Raw genomic sequence first — 18,560 nt, 5'->3', positions numbered from 1 at the left:
AACATATGAAAATAGTTTAAATTGCATTGGCATCTAAATGCAGATATAACAATATTTCTTTTTATCTCTAAGAAAAAAAATTATGAAAAAAATAGGTCTTCTATTTATAATGTTTAGCACATATGCATTTCCCCAAGTTTTCCCTGATAAGTTAAGTTATCAAGCTCTAATAAGAGATGATCAAGGCAATATATTGAGGGATAGTTTTATCAATATACGAATAATATTATTTATCAATGAGACTTCCCTTGGCGAAAAGACCGTATATAGCGAAACTCATAGAGTTAGGACTAACAGTGACGGCATAGCGTCTTTAAAGATAGGCGATGGCAATAAACCTAACGTTTATAAAACTCTCAAATTAACAGATTTAGATTGGGAAATTCCTCATATGATTAAAACAGAATTAGATCTGAATAATAATGGACAATACGATATAAAGAGAAAGGGTAAGCTGCTTAGTGTTCCATATGCTATATATGCTAATACTGCTAGGAAAATCCTCGTTATAAATAATCTAAGTTCTCATAATAGTGCCGTTCCTCTATCAGCTAACCAGGGCAGAATATTGTCTGAAAGGATACAAACTAAGATCCATAAGAATACGATCGTAGATAATTTAAATAGCAATGATGCTAAAAAGGTATTATCAGCGGCACAAGGAAAAGTTCTTAAGGATCAAATAGACAATAAGTTAGATTCCAGTTTCAAAGTAGATATATTAGATGTTTTGACATCTACTGATGCGAGTAACGCATTATCAGCTAACCAGGGAAGAATATTGTCTGGAATGGTACAAACTAAGATTGATAAGAGTAAGATAATAAATAATTTAAATAGCACTAATGCTACAGAGGTATTATCAGCAGCACAAGGAAAAGTTCTTAAGACAGAAATAGGTACTAAATTAAATATATCTGATATAGTAAATAATTTAACCACTAATGATGCAACTAAGGCATTATCAGCAACACAAGGAAAAGTTCTTAAGACAGAAATAGGTACTAAATTAAATATATCTGATATAGTAGATAATTTAACCACTAATAATCCTAATAAGGCCTTATCAGCGAACCAGGGTAGAATATTGTCTCAAAGGATAAAAGCTAAGATTGATACGATTAAGATAATAAATAATTTAAATAGCAATGATGCTACAGAGGTATTATCAGCAGCACAAGGAAAAGTTCTTAAGACAGAAATAGGCACTAAATTAAATATATCTGATATAGCAGATAATTTAACCACTAATGATGCCACTAAGGCATTATCATCGAACCAGGGCAGAATATTGTTTGGAATGATACAAACTAAGATTGATAAGAGTAGGATAATAAATAATTTAAATAGCACTAATACTACAGAGGTATTATCAGCAGCACAAGGAAAAATTCTTAAGACAGAAATAGGTACTAAATTAAATATATCTGATATAGTAGATGATCTAGTTACTAATGATCCTGCTAAGGCCTTATCAGCAGCTCAGGGGAAGAAATTAAACGAAAAGATAAATAAAAACAATACTCTTATAAAAGACCCAAGAGACAATATTATAACTAAATGGTCAGGAAAGGGCAGTAATGGAACTAGTGGAGGTATTGGTATAGAAAATACTTTTTTAGGTATAAGGTCTGGTAATGCTATAACCACTGGTGGTTTTAATACGGCTTTTGGCTCTGAAAGTTTGAAAAATAACACTATAGGTATCAGTAATACTTCTATTGGACACTCTTCTTTACACAAATCAGTAGATGGAGAAAAAAATGTAGCAATAGGCTTACGTTCTTTATATGAAATGGCTACAGGGAGTAAAAATACAGCTATAGGGTCATATACTTTATATAATATGATTACAGGGAATAAAAATATAGCTATAGGAAATGAAGCTGGTTATTATATTGCTGACGGATTAACATTTCTCCAGGCAACAAATAATTATATTTTCATAGGAAATAATGCTAAAGCGCTAGCAGATAACAGCATTAATGAGATAGTTATAGGTGATGACGCTATAGGAAAAGGAAATAATACGGTAGTCATAGGTAAGGAAAGCAGCATTACATCTACTCATTTAGGAGGTATATTGCACAGTGCAGGTTTTAACAAAAGAAGTAAAATAATGAGAGGGTTTACTTATAATGTAGGTGATGTAGTTTTTTACGATTGGGTTTTTTATAAGAGAACTGGATCTGCTGTCACTATCACTAGCACCATCCCTAACCCATCTTCTGATCCTAATTGGGAAGATATTAGTTCTGATAAACTGCGAAAAGTAGGTACTAATCTCATAACTAAATGGTCAGGAAAGGGCAGTAATGGAACTAGTTCAGGTACTGGCGATTATAATACTCTTTTGGGTATAAGGTCTGGTAACGCCATAACCACTGGCGGTTTAAATACGGCTTTTGGCTTTAAAAGTTTGAGAGATAATACTACAGGTCATAGAAATACCTCTATTGGCCTTGAAAGTTTGAGAGATAACACTACAGGCGATAGGAATACTTCTATTGGCGCTTATTCTCTAGCTTTTAACACTATAGGTACTATGAATACTTCTATTGGATACTCTTCTTTATACCAATTAGTAGATGGAGAAAAAAATATAGGAATAGGCTCACATCCTTTATATGAAATGACTATAGGGAGTAATAATGTAGCTATAGGGCCATATTCTTTACATAAAATAACTACAGGTGATAGTAATATAGCTATAGGAAGTGACGCTGGTTATTTTATTGCTGACGGATTAACATTTCTCGAGACAACAAATAATTCTATTTTCATAGGAGATAACGCTAAAGCGCTAGCAGATAACAGCATTAATGAGATAGTTATAGGTTATTACGCTACAGGAAAAGGAAATAATACAGTAGTCATAGGTAAGGAAGGTAGTATTACATCTACTCATTTAGGAGGTATATTGCACAGTGCGGGTTTTAATAAAAGAAGTAAAATGGGTGGTTTTACTTATAATGTAGGCGATGTAGTTCTTTACGATGGGGTTTTTTATAAGAGAACTGGATCTGCTATCACTATCCCTAGCACTACCACTAACCCTAACCCTAACCCATCTTCTGATTCTAATTGGAAAGACATTAGTTCTGATAAACTGCTAAAAATAGGAAGAAATAATCTCATAGCTAAATGGTCAGGAAATGGCAGTAATGGAACTAGTGCAGGTACTGGTAAAGAAAATATTTTTTTAGGTATAAACTCTGGTAATGCCATAACCTCTGGCGATCGGAATACGGCTTTTGGCTTTAAAAGTTTTGAAGATAATACTACAGGTGAAAAGAATACTTCTTTTGGCGCATATTCTCTCACTGATAACGATACAGGTTCTAGGAATACTTCTATTGGATACGCTTCTTTATACAAATTAGCAAGTGGAAGAAGAAATGTAGCAGTAGGCTCACATCCTTTATATAGTATAACTACAGGGGATGATAATACAGCTATAGGGACAAATGCTTTATATAAAATAACTACAGGGGATAATAATACAGCTATAGGGGCATATGCTTTACATAAAATAACTACAGGGGATAATAATACAGCTATAGGAAATCAAGCTGGTTATTATATTTCTAACGGATCACTTCTCCAGACATCAAATAATTCTATTTTCATAGGATATAATGTTAAAGCGAAAGCAGATAACAGCTCTAATGAGATAGTTATAGGTAATGGAGCTAAAGGAAAAGGAGATAATACTGTTGTCATTGGTAATAGTAACACTACTGACATTCACTTACCAGGAAATGTTCATGCAGGCACTATAAAACTCTCTTCTGATAAACGTATCAAGAGCATAATAGGCATTTCAGATAAAGAATCAGACCTTAAAAAACTTTTAGATATAGAAATCACGGATTACACTATGAGAGATACTAATAAAATGGGTAATCAGCATTTTAAAAAAGTAATAGCTCAGCAGATAGAAGGTATAGTTCCAAATATTGTAGGAAAGAACAGTGGTGTGATTCCTAGTGTCTATGAATTTTCGAAATCGGTAGAAATTATTGATAATATGACATCAATTACTACAAATAAATCTCACGGTTTTTCTAAGGGAGACATGGTAAGATTAATTTTGAATGATAAGCGAGAGATTTTAGTTAAAGTAAAAGAGATAGAAAGTGCTAATGCTTTTGTGGTAGATTTAGGAGATGAGGTACCTCCAAATAAAGTATTTGTATATGGTAAGCGAGTAGATGATTTGCGATCAGTAGATTACGATGGCCTTACCACTTTGAATATCTCAGCTACTCAAGCTGTTTTCAATCGTATAGTAGACTTAGAAAAAGAAAGTAGCGTTATTAAAGACGAGAATAGTATTCTTAAAAATGAGAATACTATTCTTAAACAAGAGGTTAAGGTCCTCAAGGAAGGACTTTCTAATTCTAGAAAAGAGATTATTAAGAATTTAATTAAAATATTAAATAAAGCTAAGATTATAGATGTTAAAGATCTTAAAAGTTTAATAGAAGAATAATATCTGAAATATATTAACTGACACTAGCCCTTAGGGGAGCAAATAGGGAATGTAAATCAAACTCTATCCAATAGATTTTTTAAAAATCATTAAAAATTAGATACATAAGTTCGATTAATAATTTACTTACTAAAAATTATTGAAAGCCCTCAATTAACTGAAATTAAATAGAATAGCAGTTGTGAAAAATCGAGTGTTTTTTGCTCAAAAATTGTTAATTTTCCTCTAGTTTATCTCATAAACATAAAAGAACCAAAAAATAAAGAGGCATTTATTTAAATGCTAATAAAATCAAAGGATTCAAGTGCCCTTATTAACCCAGATTATTCATAGTCGTATGAATTTTTTGGATAGAATCTATCGCTTTATCCAGTATTTATAAGTGGTCATTGATGAACTAAGAGTTATAAATGGTATATTTTTATTCCTCATTTTTGGGCTATGACACTATCCCTTAAAGTGTGTAAATAAGAAATGACATATTTTTTTGTTTTTATTCATAGTCGAACTCTTTGGTCAAAAATAGTTAAAAATTGATTCAAAATTATTCCCCAATTTGGTATGGGTTTAGACCATTTTTTTGTAGCCTCCCTCAGAGCTAAAAAAGTAGATTTCATAACAGCATCATCAGTTGGGAATGACAATTTGTTTTTGGTATACTTTCTGATTTTTCCATTGAGGTTTTCAATCAAATTGGTCGTGTAAATAATTTTCCTGATTTCTACGGGAAACTCATAAAAAGCAGACAGTTCCTCCCAGTTATCTCGCCAGCTTTTAACAGCATAGGAATACTTAGATTCCCATGTTTTTGCAAAGTCATTTAGGGCAGCCTCAGCTGATTGTTTAGTAGGGGAATTGTATATTGATTTCATGTCATTAAAAAACGTCTTTTTATCCTTAAATACTACATATCTGCTTGAATTCCTGATTTGATGTACTACACATATTTGGGTTGTGGATTCAGGAAATACATTTTTTATAGTTTGGGTAAAGCCATTTAAATTATCCGTAGCTGTGATAAGTATATCCTCAACTCCTCGAGCCTTTAGATCTGTTAATACGCTCATCCAAAATGCAGAGGATTCATTCTTCCCTAACCATAAGCCTAATACTTCTTTTTTCCCATCTCTACCAAGGCCAATAGCGATGTACATACTCTTGTTGATCACTTTGGAATTCTCCCTAACCTTGAATACTATAGCGTCCATCCAAACTATCAAATATACAGGCTCTAGAGGTCTATTTTGCCAGGCTATGATTCATTTGTCACTCTATCTGTGATACGCGATATGGTAGATGTAGAAATATCAAAATTGTATAACTCTTGTATTTGATCCTCTATGTCTGAATTACTCATCCCCTTGAAATAAAAACTGATGATTATATTTTCTAATCCTTCTGCCATATTTTTGCGTTTAGGGATTAACATAGGATTAAAAGAGGAATCTCTATCTCTTGGAACTTTAATCTTGCTCTCTCCTAATGATGTCCTAACATTTTTTGTAGAATAGCCATTGCGGAAATTTGTATTCTTTGATTGCTCATATTTAGAATAATCCAAATGTGAATCTAATTCCCCTTCTAGAATCTTTTCAATACCTCGTCTCTGAATATCTTTTAGAAATGACATCAGATCTTCTCCTGTTTTGAATTGTTTTAAGAATTCATCTTTTAATAAATCTTCTTTTTTCATTTGTATAAAGTTTTAATTAGTTTTTTTAAAAAATATCTAGGATTTTTTTTCCTAAATATAAACTTTACACACTTTACAGGATAGTGTCGTTTTTATTCATAGTCGAACTCTTTCGTCAAAAATAGTTAAAAATTGATTCAGGATTATTCCCCAATTTGGTATGGTTTTGGACCATTTTTTTGTAGCCTCCCTCAGAGCTAAAAAGTAGATTTCATAACAGCATCATCTGTTGGGAATGACAATGTTAAAATAGATTAAACGTGATCTTTTTTTTCGTTAACTTTTTTATTAACCCGCATTATTCATAGTCATATTAAAATAGATTAGACGTGATATTTTTTCCTTAACTTTTTTACTAATCGAAGAGAACTCATCTTCTTTGTCGTTTTTTTGCACCTTTTTTTAGGATGACAATGCTCTTTTTTAGTGTTTTTACATGGTTTTTTAACGACAAGGCGTAACTATCCCAAGCTTGTTCATTTCACAAATAAACAACCGTTACTGGGTAATAATTTCCCGAAATAAACCCTTGTAAACAAAAGATTTAGATAGCTGGTAATAGATTCGCCTTTTGGTAATTTTAATCGTTGCTCCTACCTTGAGAAGATAGGTTCTAATCGAACTGATTAACCATTTTTTTGCTACTTCAAATCTTGTTTTCTTTATCTTCTGTTTCAGTAATAAAAACATTTCATAGGCAAAACTACTCATCATAAGTCGAAAAAAATTAGCAAGAAAACTATGATTTGACAAACGATCAGAAAAACACATATTTTTAACTTCTTTTATTCTATTTTCACTTGAATCACCTCTTTTAACATAAAAGTCAAAACAAACTTCTATGGCATTCTTCCTAAGAAAATTAGCACTTTATGCCTAATATTGACGATATATCTGTGAATAATCTGGGTTAAATTAATCTTGTTGAATCTTTTTTTTAAAATCTATGAAAATAGTTTAAATTGCATTGGCATCTAAATGCAGATATAACAATATTTCTTTTTATTTCTAAAGAAAAAAAATATGAAAAAAATAGGTCTTTTATTTATAATGTTTAGCACATATGCATTTCCCCAAGTTTTCCCTGATAAGTTAAGTTATCAAGCTCTAATAAGAGATGATCAAAGCAATGTATTGAGGGATAGTTTTATCAATATACGAATAATATTATTTATCAATGACGCTTCCCTTGGCGAGAAGACCGTATATAGCGAAACTCATAGAGTTAGGACTAACAGTGACGGCATAGCGTCTTTAAAGATAGGCGATGGCGATAAACCTAACGTTTATAAAACTCTCAAATTAACAGATTTAGATTGGGAAATTCCTCATATGATTAAAACAGAATTAGATCTGAATAATAATGGACAATACGATATAAAGAGAAAGGGTAAGCTGCTTAGTGTTCCATATGCTATATATGCTAATACTGCTAGAAAAATTATTGTTGTAAATAATCTAAGTTCTCATAGTAGTGCCGTTCCTCTATCAGCTAATCAGGGTAGAATATTGTCTGAAAGGATACAAACTAAGATCCATAAGAATACAATCGTAGATAATTTAAATAGTAATGATACTAAAAAGGTATTATCAGCAGCACAAGGGAAAGTCCTTAAGTCAGAACTAGGTACTAAATTAAATATATCTGATATAGCAGATAATTTAACCACTAATGATGCCACTAAGGCCTTATCAGCGGCACAAGGGAAAGTCCTTAAGTTAGAACTAGGTACTAAATTAAATATATCTGATATAGCAGATAATTTAACCACTAATGATGCCACTAAGGCCTTATCGGCAGCACAAGGAAAAGTTCTTAAGTTAGAACTAGGTACTAAATTAAATATATCTGATATAGCAGATAATTTAACCACTAATGATGCCACTAAGGCCTTATCGGCAGCACAAGGAAAAGTTCTTAAGTTAGAACTAGGTACTAAATTAAATATATCTGATATAACAGATAATTTAACCACTAATGATGCCACTAAGGCCTTATCATCGAACCAGGGCAGAATATTGTTTGGAATGATACAAACTAAGATTGATAGGAGTAAGATAATAAATAATTTAAATAGCACTAATGCTACAGAGGTATTATCAGCAGCACAAGGAAAAGTTCTTAAGACAGAAATAGGTACTAAATTAAATATATCTGATATAGCAGATAATTTAACCACTAATGATGCCACTAAGGCCTTATCGGCAGCACAAGGCAAAGTTCTTAAGACAGAACTAGGTACTAAATTAAATATATCTGATATAGTAGATGATTTAGTTACTAATGATCCTGCTAAAGCCTTATCAGCAGCTCAGGGGAAGAAATTAAACGAAAAGATAAATAAAAACAATACTCTTATAAAAGACCCAAGAGGCAATCTTATAACTAAATGGTCAGGAAATGGCAGTAATGGAACTAGTGGAGGTATTGGTATAGAAAATACTTTTTTAGGTATAAGGTCTGGTAATGCCATAACCACTGGCGGTTTTAATACGGCTTTTGGTTCTGAAAGTTTGAAAGATAACACTATAGGCACCAGGAATACTTCTATTGGACACGCTTCTTTACACAAATCAATAGATGGAGAAAAAAATGTAGCTATAGGGTCATATACTTTATATAATATGATTACAGGGAATAAAAATATAGCTATAGGAAATGAAGCTGGTTATTATATTGCTAACGGATCAACATTTCTCAGTAGATCAGATAATTCTATTTTCATAGGAGATAATGTTAAAGCGCTAGCAGATAACAGCCTTAATGAGATAGTTATAGGTAATGACGCTATAGGAAAAGGAAATAATACGGTAATCATAGGTAAGGAAGGCAGCATTACATCTACTCATTTAGGGGGTATATTACACAGTGCAGGTTTTAACAAAAGGAGTAAAATGATGAGTGGGTTTACTTATAATGTAGGTGATGTAGTTCTTTACGATGGGGTCTTTTATAAGAGAACTGGATCTGCTATCACTATCCCTAGCACTACCACTAACCCATCTTCTGATTCTAATTGGAAAGACATTAGTTCTGATAAACTGCTAAAAGTAGGGACTGATAATCTCATAACTAAATGGTCAGGAAAGGGCAGTAATGGAACCAATGGAGGTACTCCTGGTACTATTACTGGTGCTGGCACGAGTGCTGTTACTGGTACTGGTAAGGAAAATATTTTTTTAGGTATAAGCTCTGGTAATGCCATAACCTCTGGAGATTTTAATACGGCTTTTGGCTTTGAAAGTTTGAGAGATAATACTACAGGTCATAGGAATACTTCTATTGGCGCATATTCTCTAGCTGATAACACTATAGGTGATAGAAATACTTCAATTGGATACTCTTCTTTATACAAATTAGTAAATGGAGGAAAAAATGTAGCAATAGGCTCACATCCTTTATATGAAATGACTACAGGGAATAATAATGTAGCTATAGGGCCATATGCTTTATATGAAATAACTACAGGGAATAAAAATATAGCTATAGGAAGTGACGCTGGTTATTATATTACTAACGGAGTAACACCTCTCCAGACATCAAATAGATCTACTTTCATAGGAAATGGCGTTAGAGCTAAAGCAAATAACAGCGTTAACGAAATAGTTATAGGGGCTGGTGCTATAGGAAAAGGAAATAATACGGTAATCATAGGTAAGGAAGGTAGTATTACATCTACTCATTTAGGAGGTATATTGCACAGTGCAGGTTTTAACAAAAGAAGTAAAATGAGTGGGTTTACTTATAATGTAGGCGATGTAGTTCTTTACGATGGGGTCTTTTATAAGAGAACTGGATCTGCTGTCACTATCACTAGCACCACCCCTACCCCACCTTCTGATCCTAATTGGGAGGATATTAGTTCTGATAAACTGCGAAAAGTAGGGACTAATAATCTCATAACTAAATGGTCAGGAAAGGGCAGTAATGGAACTAGTGGAGGTGCCCCTGGTACTATTACTGGTGCTGGTACGGATAGTGTTACTGGTACTGGTGAAAAAAATAGTTTTTTAGGTATAAGCTCTGGTAACGCCATAACCTCTGGCGATTTTAATACGGCTTTTGGCTTTGAAAGTTTGAGAGATAATACTACAGGTCATAGGAATACCTCTATTGGCCTTGAAAGTTTGAGAGATAATACTACAGGTAATAGGAATACCTCTATTGGCCTTGAAAGTTTGAGAGATAATACTACAGGTCATAGGAATACTTCTATTGGCGCATATTCTCTAGCTGATAACACTACAGGTGATAGGAATACTTCAATTGGATACTCTTCTTTATACCAATTAGTAAATGGAGAAAAAAATGTAGGAATAGGCTCACATCCTTTATATATGATGACTACAGGGGATAATAATATAGCTATAGGGCCATATTCTTTACATAATGCGACTACAGGGAATAGAAATATAGCTATAGGAAATGATGCTGGTTTTTTTATTGCTGACGGATTAACATTTCTCGAGACAACAAATAATTCTATTTTCATAGGAGATAATGCTAAAGCGCTAGCAGATAACAGCCTTAATGAGATAGTTATAGGTAATGAAGCTATAGGAAAAGGAAATAATACGGTAATCATAGGTAAGGAAGGTAGTATTACATCTACTCATTTAGGAGGTATATTGCACAGTGCAGGTTTTAACAAAAGAAGTAAAATGAGTGGGTTTACTTATAATGTAGGCGATGTAGTTCTTTACGATGGGGTTTTTTATAAGAGAACTGGATCTGCTATCACTATCCCTAGCACTACCACTAACCCATCTTCTGATTCTAATTGGAAAGACATTAGTTCTGATAAACTGCTAAAAGTAGGGACTAATAATCTCATAACTAAATGGTCAGGAAATGGCAGTAATGGAACTAGTGCAGGTACTGGTGAAAAAAATACTTTTTTAGGTATAGGGTCTGGTAATGCCATAACCACTAGCGGTTATAATGCGGCTTTTGGCTTTGAAAGTTTGAGAGATAATACTACAGGCCGTAAGAACACTTCTATTGGCGCATATTCTCTCGCTCATAACACCACAGGCAATCAGAATACTTCAACTGGATACGCTTCTTTATCCCGATTAGTAAATGGAGAAAGAAATGTAGGAATAGGCACACATCCTTTATATATGATGACTATAGGAAATAGAAATACAGCTGTAGGGGCATATGCTTTATATTATGCGACTAAAGGTGATAATAATACAGCTATAGGACATAAAGCTGGTTGTTTTATTACTGGCGGATCAAAATTTCTCCAGACATCAAATAATTCTATTTTCATAGGAGATAATGTTAAAGCGAAAGCAGATAACAGCATTAATGAGATAGTTATAGGTTATAACATTACAGGACATGGGAATAATACTGTAACCATTGGTAATGATGACACTACTGATATTCACTTACTAGGAAATGTTTATGCAAAAAAAACACTAATCTCTTCTGATAAACGTCTCAAGAGCATAATAGGCATTTCAGATAAAGAATCAGACCTTAAAAAACTTTTAGATATAGAAATCACGGATTACACTATGAGAGATACTAACAAAATGGGTAATCAGCATTTTAAAAAAGTAATAGCTCAGCAGATAGAAGGTATAGCTCCAAATATTGTAGAAAAGAATAGTGGTGTGATTCCTAGCGTCTATGAATTTTCGAAATCGATAGAAACTATTGATAATATGACATCAATTACCACAAAAAAATCTCACGGTTTTTCTAAGGGAGACATGGTAAAATTAATTTTGGATGATACGCAAGAGATTTTAGTTAAAATAAAAGAGATAAAAAGTGCTAATGCTTTTGTGGTAGAGTTAGGAGATGAGATATCTCCAAATAAAATATTTATATACGGTAAGCAAGTAGATGATTTAAGATCAGTAGATTACGATGGCCTTACCACTTTGAATATCTCAGCTACTCAAGCTGTTTTCAATCGTGTAGTAGACTTAGAAAAAGAAAGTAGCGTTATTAAAGATGAGAATAGTATTCTTAAAAATGAAAATAGTATTCTTAAACAAGAGGTTAAAGTCCTTAAGGAAGGACTTTCTAATTCTAGAAAAGAGATTAAGAATTTAATTAATATCTTAAGTAAAGCTAAGATTCTAAATGTTAAAGATCTTAAAAGTTTAACAGAAGAATAATATCTGAAATATGTTAACTGACACAGTCCTTAGGGGTGTAAATAGGGTATGTAAATTAAACTCTGTCCAATAGATTTTTTAAAAATCATTAAAAATTAGATAACATGAGTTCGATTAATAATTTACTTACTAAAAATTATTGAAAGCCCTTAATTAACTGAAATTAAACAGAATAGCAGTTGTGAAAAGTCGAGTATTTTTTGCGCAAAAATTGTTAATTTTCCTCTAAGTTACCTCATAAACATAAAAGAACCAAAAAATAAAGAGGCATTTATTTAAATGCTAATAAAATCAAAGGATTCAAGTGTCTTTATTAATCCAACTCAGATTAAAAACTCTCTCAGTTTAAATAATTACTACTACCTTAGCTAAGGTGTTCGGCTCTCTGTCTTTTCGGCAAGAGAACAGGATAAAACTTATGGCTAATCCTTTTTACGCTCTCGCATTTAGGGGATTATTGTTTTTTTTAATTATTAAAATTATGTTTAAGAAAAATTATTTTATAAAGAGTATTATTTTCTCTTTTGTATTGTTATCGGTAATTATTTTCTCCTGTGATAAAAAGAACATTATAGAAGACGATTTAAATATATGTATAGAGTCATTTGCCTTGCTGGATTCTGAAAATGACCAAAAAAATTTAGGTTCTGATATAAAATGTGATATAGATGCTGAGAATTATACTATATCGCTAATAGTTCCCAGTTCGGCTGAATTAAGAGGCTTAAAGTTTAATATAACCCCATGTGAAGGGGTTAGCATATCTCCTGCTAGTGGAGAAGAAACTGATTTTGAACTTGTTGAAAAACCTTCTGGAGAGTCTACTGAGGAAGCTTCTGAAGCGTCTTCTGAGGGATCCTCTTCTAAACGTTATAAAAAGATATTTACTTTAACAAAAGGAGAAAAAAGTCAAGACTATACTGTATATATAACAAAAGAAGCAGCGCCGAAGTTGACAGGGTTTACAATAACTGCTAATACTGGTAAAGGTATTAAAACTGATGTATCTGCTGTTATAACTGATGACACTGATACTGCTACAGGTAAAATTTTATTGAAGATTCCTTATACAGGTACTACTATTAATTTAGAAGGGTTGTCATCTGTTATCAATGTTCCTGAAGGTTGTACTATAGATCCAATTGCTGGCACAATAGCTGAAGATATTATTACAAAACAATTTACTCTGATAAAAACTGACACAGGTTCTCAAAGAGTTTACACTGTTGAAGTTGTTAAAGGGCCTTATATTGAATCATTTAAGTTTGCTGCTGCTGCGTCTGGCAGAAGTTCTACTAATGCAGATATAACTGGTGAAGGTGTAACAGGGACAATCGATCACATTGCTGGCACTATAACTGTAACAGTTCCTAGTGGTGTCACTTTATCTAGTTTAACTCCTACAATTACAGTTGGAGATAACACTAAAGCTGAGTTCACTCCTTCTGCTCAGATAGATTTCAGTTCTAATGTTCAGTATACTGTAACATCTAATGATACTTCAGCGACTGATTTTACTAAGGTGTATACAGTTACAGTAACTCAAAACGCTGAACCTCAGATAGCAACATTCATATTCACTACTTCTTCTCCCAATAATGATAAAAACCTTGGGAGTGATAATATTACAGGTACTATTACAGGTAACGATATAGTTCTTAAAGTTCCTTATAACGCAGAATTAAATGGATTAACTCCAACCATTACACATGCTTCTGATGTTACAATATACAAAGGAGATACAGGTTCTACTACTCCATCTACTACTCCCACTGATTTCAGCTCTTCTCATTCAACAGCTGTTAAATATCGTGCTGTGTGTGCAACAGGTGGTGAAAAAGTTTATTCTGTGAAAGTTTATAAAGAGCCAAATGTAACAGGATTTAGCTTTACTAAAGATCAAAATACAGATAATAGTGGTTTTCCTACTGGAAAAACATATAATGGTAATGTTTCAGGTAATAATATAACTATCACAGTTGCTAATACGGTTGATGTAGCAAATTTAAAAGCTTCCATTACTGGAGATAATATTGCTGCAAATTATATTACTCCTACTACTTTGAATTTTAGTGGTAATGCAACCGTTACGGTTCCAAATCAGTATTTGCCAGAATATACCAAAGAGTACACTGTAACTGTAACTAAAGAATCAGCACCAGTTTTATCAAGTTTTTCAATAAATGCTAACCCTGGTAAGGGTATTCAAAGTGAGGTAATTGCTGAATTTACGCATCCTAGCGATAGTAGTAATACTGGCACCATATTACTAAAGTTTCCAAAGAATAATGAACATACTTTTGATTTAACGGGATTAACTTATACTAGTAAACCTGTTACAGGACATACTTTAACCCCTAATTCCCCTCTAACAGATGGAGGAAGTATTCATAGTAAAACATTTACTCTAACAACTTCCTTAGGCTCTAAAAGTATTTATACTGTAACAGCAATTAAAGGGCCTTATATTAGTAAATTTGAATTTGCCGCTAATAGTGGGAGCAGCGGGAGCGTTAATACGGGTATAAGCACTGCTATGAGTGGAAATATTAACCATGAAGCCAATACTATAACAGTAACACTTCCTGCTACGGTGAAGAAGACCTCATCAGATGGTAATAACAAAGTAACCCTAACTCCTACAATTGAGTTGGGAGGAGATGGCACCACTACTGTTTCTCCTAACACTGGAGTTTCTCAGGAGTTTATCTCTGGCACCCCTGTTAATTATACAGTAACAGGTCAAGATGGAATAACAAAAACTTATCAAGTTACTGTAACTAGAACAAAATCGACAATAGCGCAGATTACAAAATTTGAAATAGAATCAGGAAATTCAGGTAACATTTCAGAGACTAGCACTGGTGATAAAGGAAGAATAGTTGTGCCTGTGACTACTCTACCAACAAGTTCAACTCCTACTATAACACAATCAGAATATGCTACTGTAACTCCAGCAGATGCTCAAACTTTTACTTCGTATGATGATTCAAAAGAATATACAGTAACAGCTGAAAATACTAGTACACAAAAAACTTATGATGTTTATATCTATGATTCTAGCAAGACTATAGCTGTTGGTGATAGTTTGAAACTAAAAAAAGATGATTCTTCAGAGATTAGCGGAACTTCTGTTTCTATTGATGCAAGTACTAGAATTATAAATATTACTACCCCTTCTGACACTGATCTTAGTAGTTTAAAGCTTGTTTTAGAAGATACTTCCGGGCTTAGCATAGAGCCTACCAATCCTCAGGATTTTTCTGCAGGAGAAGAAGTAAAGTATACTCTTAAAAATAGTGGTACAATTGTAGGTCATTATTGGGTTAAGATTACTACAAGTTAAATTATAATTATTTATTTACCTCACTATAAAAAACAGGCAGTCCATTACGGCTGCCTGTTTCTGTTTATACAGTTTCTTATTTTGAAACTTTTTAAAAAAAAATATAATCTAGCTTAACCTGGATTATTCATAGTCATATTTAAATAGATTAGACCTGATCTTTTTTTTCGTTAACTTTTTTATTAATCTAACAGAAACCGTCTTCTTTGCCGTTTTTTTGCACCATTTTTTAGCACGAAAATGATCCTTTTTAGTATTTTAACATGGTCTTTTAACGACAGAGCGCAAGTATTTTCCTAAGAAGGTATTCATTTCAACAAATAAACAACCGATATTGAGTAATGATTTCCCAAAATAAAACCTTGTAAACAAAAGACTTATATAGCTGATAATAGATTCGTCTTTTGGTAATATAAAAACATTACATAGGCAAAACAAATTGTCATGGGTCTAAAAAAATTAGCCAATAAAATATGATTTTATAACCTGTTAGAAAAACACATATTTTAACTTCTTTAATTCTATTTTCATTTGAGCCACCTCTTTTCACATAAAAGCCAAAGTAATTTTCTATGGCATCCTTCCTGAGAAAATTAGTACTTTATGCCTAATTCTGACAATATATCTGTGAATAATCTGGGTTAAATTAGTTTTGTTGGATCTTTTTTTTAAAAATCTATGAAAATGGTTTAAATTGCATTGTTATCCCAGTGCGGGTATAAGAATATTTCTTTTTATCTCTAGAGAAAAAAAAAATCATGAAAAAAATAGGGCTTTTATTTATAATGGTTAGCACATATGCATTTCCCCAAGTTTTCCCTGATAAGTTAAGTTATCAAGCTCTAATAAGAGATAATCAAGGCAATGTATTGAGGGGGAGTTTTATCAATATAAGAATAACATTATTTATTAATGACGCTTCCCTTGGCGAGAAAACTGTATACAGCGAAACTCATAGAGTTAAAACTAGTAATGACGGAATAGCGTCTTTAAAAATAGGCGATGGCTATAAACCTAACGTTTATAAAACTCTCAAATTAACAGATTTAGATTGGGAAGTTCCTCATATGATTAAAACAGAATTAGATCTGAATGATAATGGACAATACGATATAAAGGGAAAGAGTGAGCTGCTTAGTGTTCCGTATTCTATGCACGCCCATACTACTAAGAATATTCTCGTTATAAATAATCTAAGTTCTAATAGTAGTGCCATTCCTCTATCAGCTAACCAAGGTAGAATATTATCTGAAAGGATACAAACTAAGATCCATAAGAATAAGATCGTAGATAATTTAAATAGCAATGATGCTACAAAGGTATTATCAGCAGCACAAGGAAAAGCCCTTAAGGATCAAATAGACTATTTAGATTCCAGTTTCAAAGTAGAAGTATTAGATGTGTTGACATCTACTGATGCGAGTAAAGCATTATCAGCGAACCAAGGTAGAATATTATCTGAAAGAATACAAACTAAGATTGATAAAAGCAAGATAATAAATAATTTAAATAGCACTAATGCTACAGAAGTATTATCAGCAGCACAAGGAAAAGTTCTTAAGACAGAAATAGGTACTAAATTAAATATATCTGATATAGTAGATGATTTAGTTACTAATGATCCTAATAAGGCCTTGTCGGCAGCACAAGGAAAAGCCCTTAAGAATCAAATAAACAATAAGTTAGATTACAGTTTCAGAGTAGATGTATTAGATGGATTAACGTCTACTGATGCGAGTAAAGCATTATCAGCGAACCAGGGCAGAATATTGTCTGGAATGACACAAACTAAGATTGATAAAAGTAAGATAGTAAATAATTTAAATAGCAATGATGCTACAGAGGTATTATCAGCTGCACAAGGAAAAGTTCTTAAGGCAGAAATAGGTACTAAATTAAATATATCTGATATAGTAGATGATTTAGTTACTAATGATCCTAATAAGGCCTTATCAGCGGCACAAGGAAAAGTTCTTAAGGATCAAATAAACAATAAGTTAGATTCCAGTTTCAGAGTAGATGTATTAGATGAATTAACGTCTACTAATGCGAGTAAAGCATTATCAGCGAACCAGGGCAGAATATTATCTGGAATGACACAAACTAAGATTGATAAAAGTAAGATAGTAAATAATTTAAATAGCAATGATGCTACAGAGGTATTATCAGCTGCACAAGGAAAAGTTCTTAAGGCAGAAATAGGTACTAAATTAAATATATCTGATATAGTAGATGATTTAGTTACTAATGATCCTAATAAGGCCTTATCAGCGGCACAAGGAAAAGTTCTTAAGGATCAAATAAACAACAAGTTAGATTCCAGTTTCAGAGTAGATGTGTTAGATGAATTAACGTCTACTCATGCGAGTAAAGCATTATCAGCGAACCAGGGCAGAATATTATCTGGAATGACACAAACTAAGATTGATAAAAGTAAGATAGTAAATAATTTAAATAGCAATGATGCTACAGAGGTATTATCAGCAGCACAAGGAAAAGTTCTTAAGGCAGAAATAAGTACTAAATTAAATATATCTGATATAGTAGATGATTTAACAACTAATGATCCTGCTAAGGCCTTATCGGCAGCACAAGGAAAAGCTCTTAAGGATCAAATAGACAATAAGTTAGATTCCAGTTTAAGGGTGGATGTGTTAGATGAATTAACGTCTACTGATGCGAGTAAAGCATTATCAGCGAATCAGGGTAGAATATTGTCTGGAATGACACAAACTAAGATTGATAAAAGTAAGATAGTAAATAATTTAAATAGCAATGATGCTACAGAGGTATTATCAGCAGCACAAGGAAAAGTTCTTAAGGCAGAAATAGGCACTAAATTAAATATATCTGATATAGTAGATCGATTTAACAACTAATGATCC

The 18,560-nt window shown here is 32.5% G+C and carries 5 protein-coding genes and 2 pseudogenes; 4 read left to right on the top strand and 3 right to left on the bottom strand.

Going from position 1 to position 18,560, the window contains the following annotated elements; translation table 11 throughout:
• Positions 1-82: 82 nt before the first annotated feature.
• On the top strand, positions 83-4,495 hold the full coding sequence (locus tag JBKA6_RS05380) for a tail fiber domain-containing protein (protein WP_096686604.1): 4,413 nt from the start codon (positions 83-85) through the stop codon (positions 4,493-4,495).
• A gap of 497 nt (positions 4,496-4,992) precedes the next feature.
• Here the strand turns inward: JBKA6_RS05380 and JBKA6_RS05375 are convergent.
• The 3 genes and pseudogenes from JBKA6_RS05375 to JBKA6_RS05370 form a co-directional block, all read right to left on the bottom strand.
• Positions 4,993-6,188, bottom strand: a pseudogene (locus JBKA6_RS05375) (IS256 family transposase).
• A 96-nt stretch (positions 6,189-6,284) separates the two neighbouring features.
• Positions 6,285-6,430 (bottom strand): annotated as a pseudogene (locus JBKA6_RS07810) (IS256 family transposase); the annotation flags it as partial.
• 256 nt (positions 6,431-6,686) lie between these two features.
• Positions 6,687-7,031, bottom strand: coding sequence for a transposase (locus JBKA6_RS05370; RefSeq protein ID WP_096686602.1), 345 nt, complete (start codon positions 7,029-7,031; stop codon positions 6,687-6,689).
• 180 nt (positions 7,032-7,211) lie between these two features.
• On the opposite strand from JBKA6_RS05370, the gene JBKA6_RS05365 reads away from it, so the two are divergent.
• The 3 genes from JBKA6_RS05365 to JBKA6_RS05355 all read left to right on the top strand — a co-directional run bounded on the left by JBKA6_RS05365 (position 7,212) and on the right by JBKA6_RS05355 (position 18,554).
• The gene (locus JBKA6_RS05365; RefSeq protein WP_096686600.1) at positions 7,212-12,329 is read left to right on the top strand and encodes a tail fiber domain-containing protein; all 5,118 of its coding nucleotides are present in this window, start codon (positions 7,212-7,214) and stop codon (positions 12,327-12,329) included.
• 481 nt (positions 12,330-12,810) lie between these two features.
• The gene (locus JBKA6_RS05360; RefSeq protein ID WP_157776960.1) at positions 12,811-15,675 is read left to right on the top strand and encodes a DUF5018 domain-containing protein; all 2,865 of its coding nucleotides are present in this window, start codon (positions 12,811-12,813) and stop codon (positions 15,673-15,675) included.
• Between the two features lie 758 nt (positions 15,676-16,433).
• Positions 16,434-18,554 (top strand): hypothetical protein, encoded by a 2,121-nt coding sequence (locus JBKA6_RS05355; protein ID WP_096686596.1) that lies wholly within the window; start codon positions 16,434-16,436, stop codon positions 18,552-18,554.
• Positions 18,555-18,560: the final 6 nt, after the last annotated feature.

This window comes from Ichthyobacterium seriolicida, assembly GCF_002369955.1.
In the GTDB taxonomy this organism is placed as follows: Bacteria; Bacteroidota; Bacteroidia; order Flavobacteriales; family Ichthyobacteriaceae; genus Ichthyobacterium; species Ichthyobacterium seriolicida.
This window is presented reverse-complemented; position numbering and strand designations above follow the sequence as displayed.

Bases quoted from the DNA above. Each gene is read 5' to 3' on its own strand.
- JBKA6_RS05360 (WP_157776960.1), top strand. From the start codon at position 12,811: ATGTTTAAGAAAAATTATTTTATAAAGAGTATTATTTTCTCTTTTGTA.
- JBKA6_RS05365 (WP_096686600.1), top strand. From the start codon at position 7,212: ATGAAAAAAATAGGTCTTTTATTTATAATGTTTAGCACATATGCATTT.
- JBKA6_RS05355 (WP_096686596.1), top strand. From the start codon at position 16,434: ATGAAAAAAATAGGGCTTTTATTTATAATGGTTAGCACATATGCATTT.
- JBKA6_RS05380 (WP_096686604.1), top strand. From the start codon at position 83: ATGAAAAAAATAGGTCTTCTATTTATAATGTTTAGCACATATGCATTT.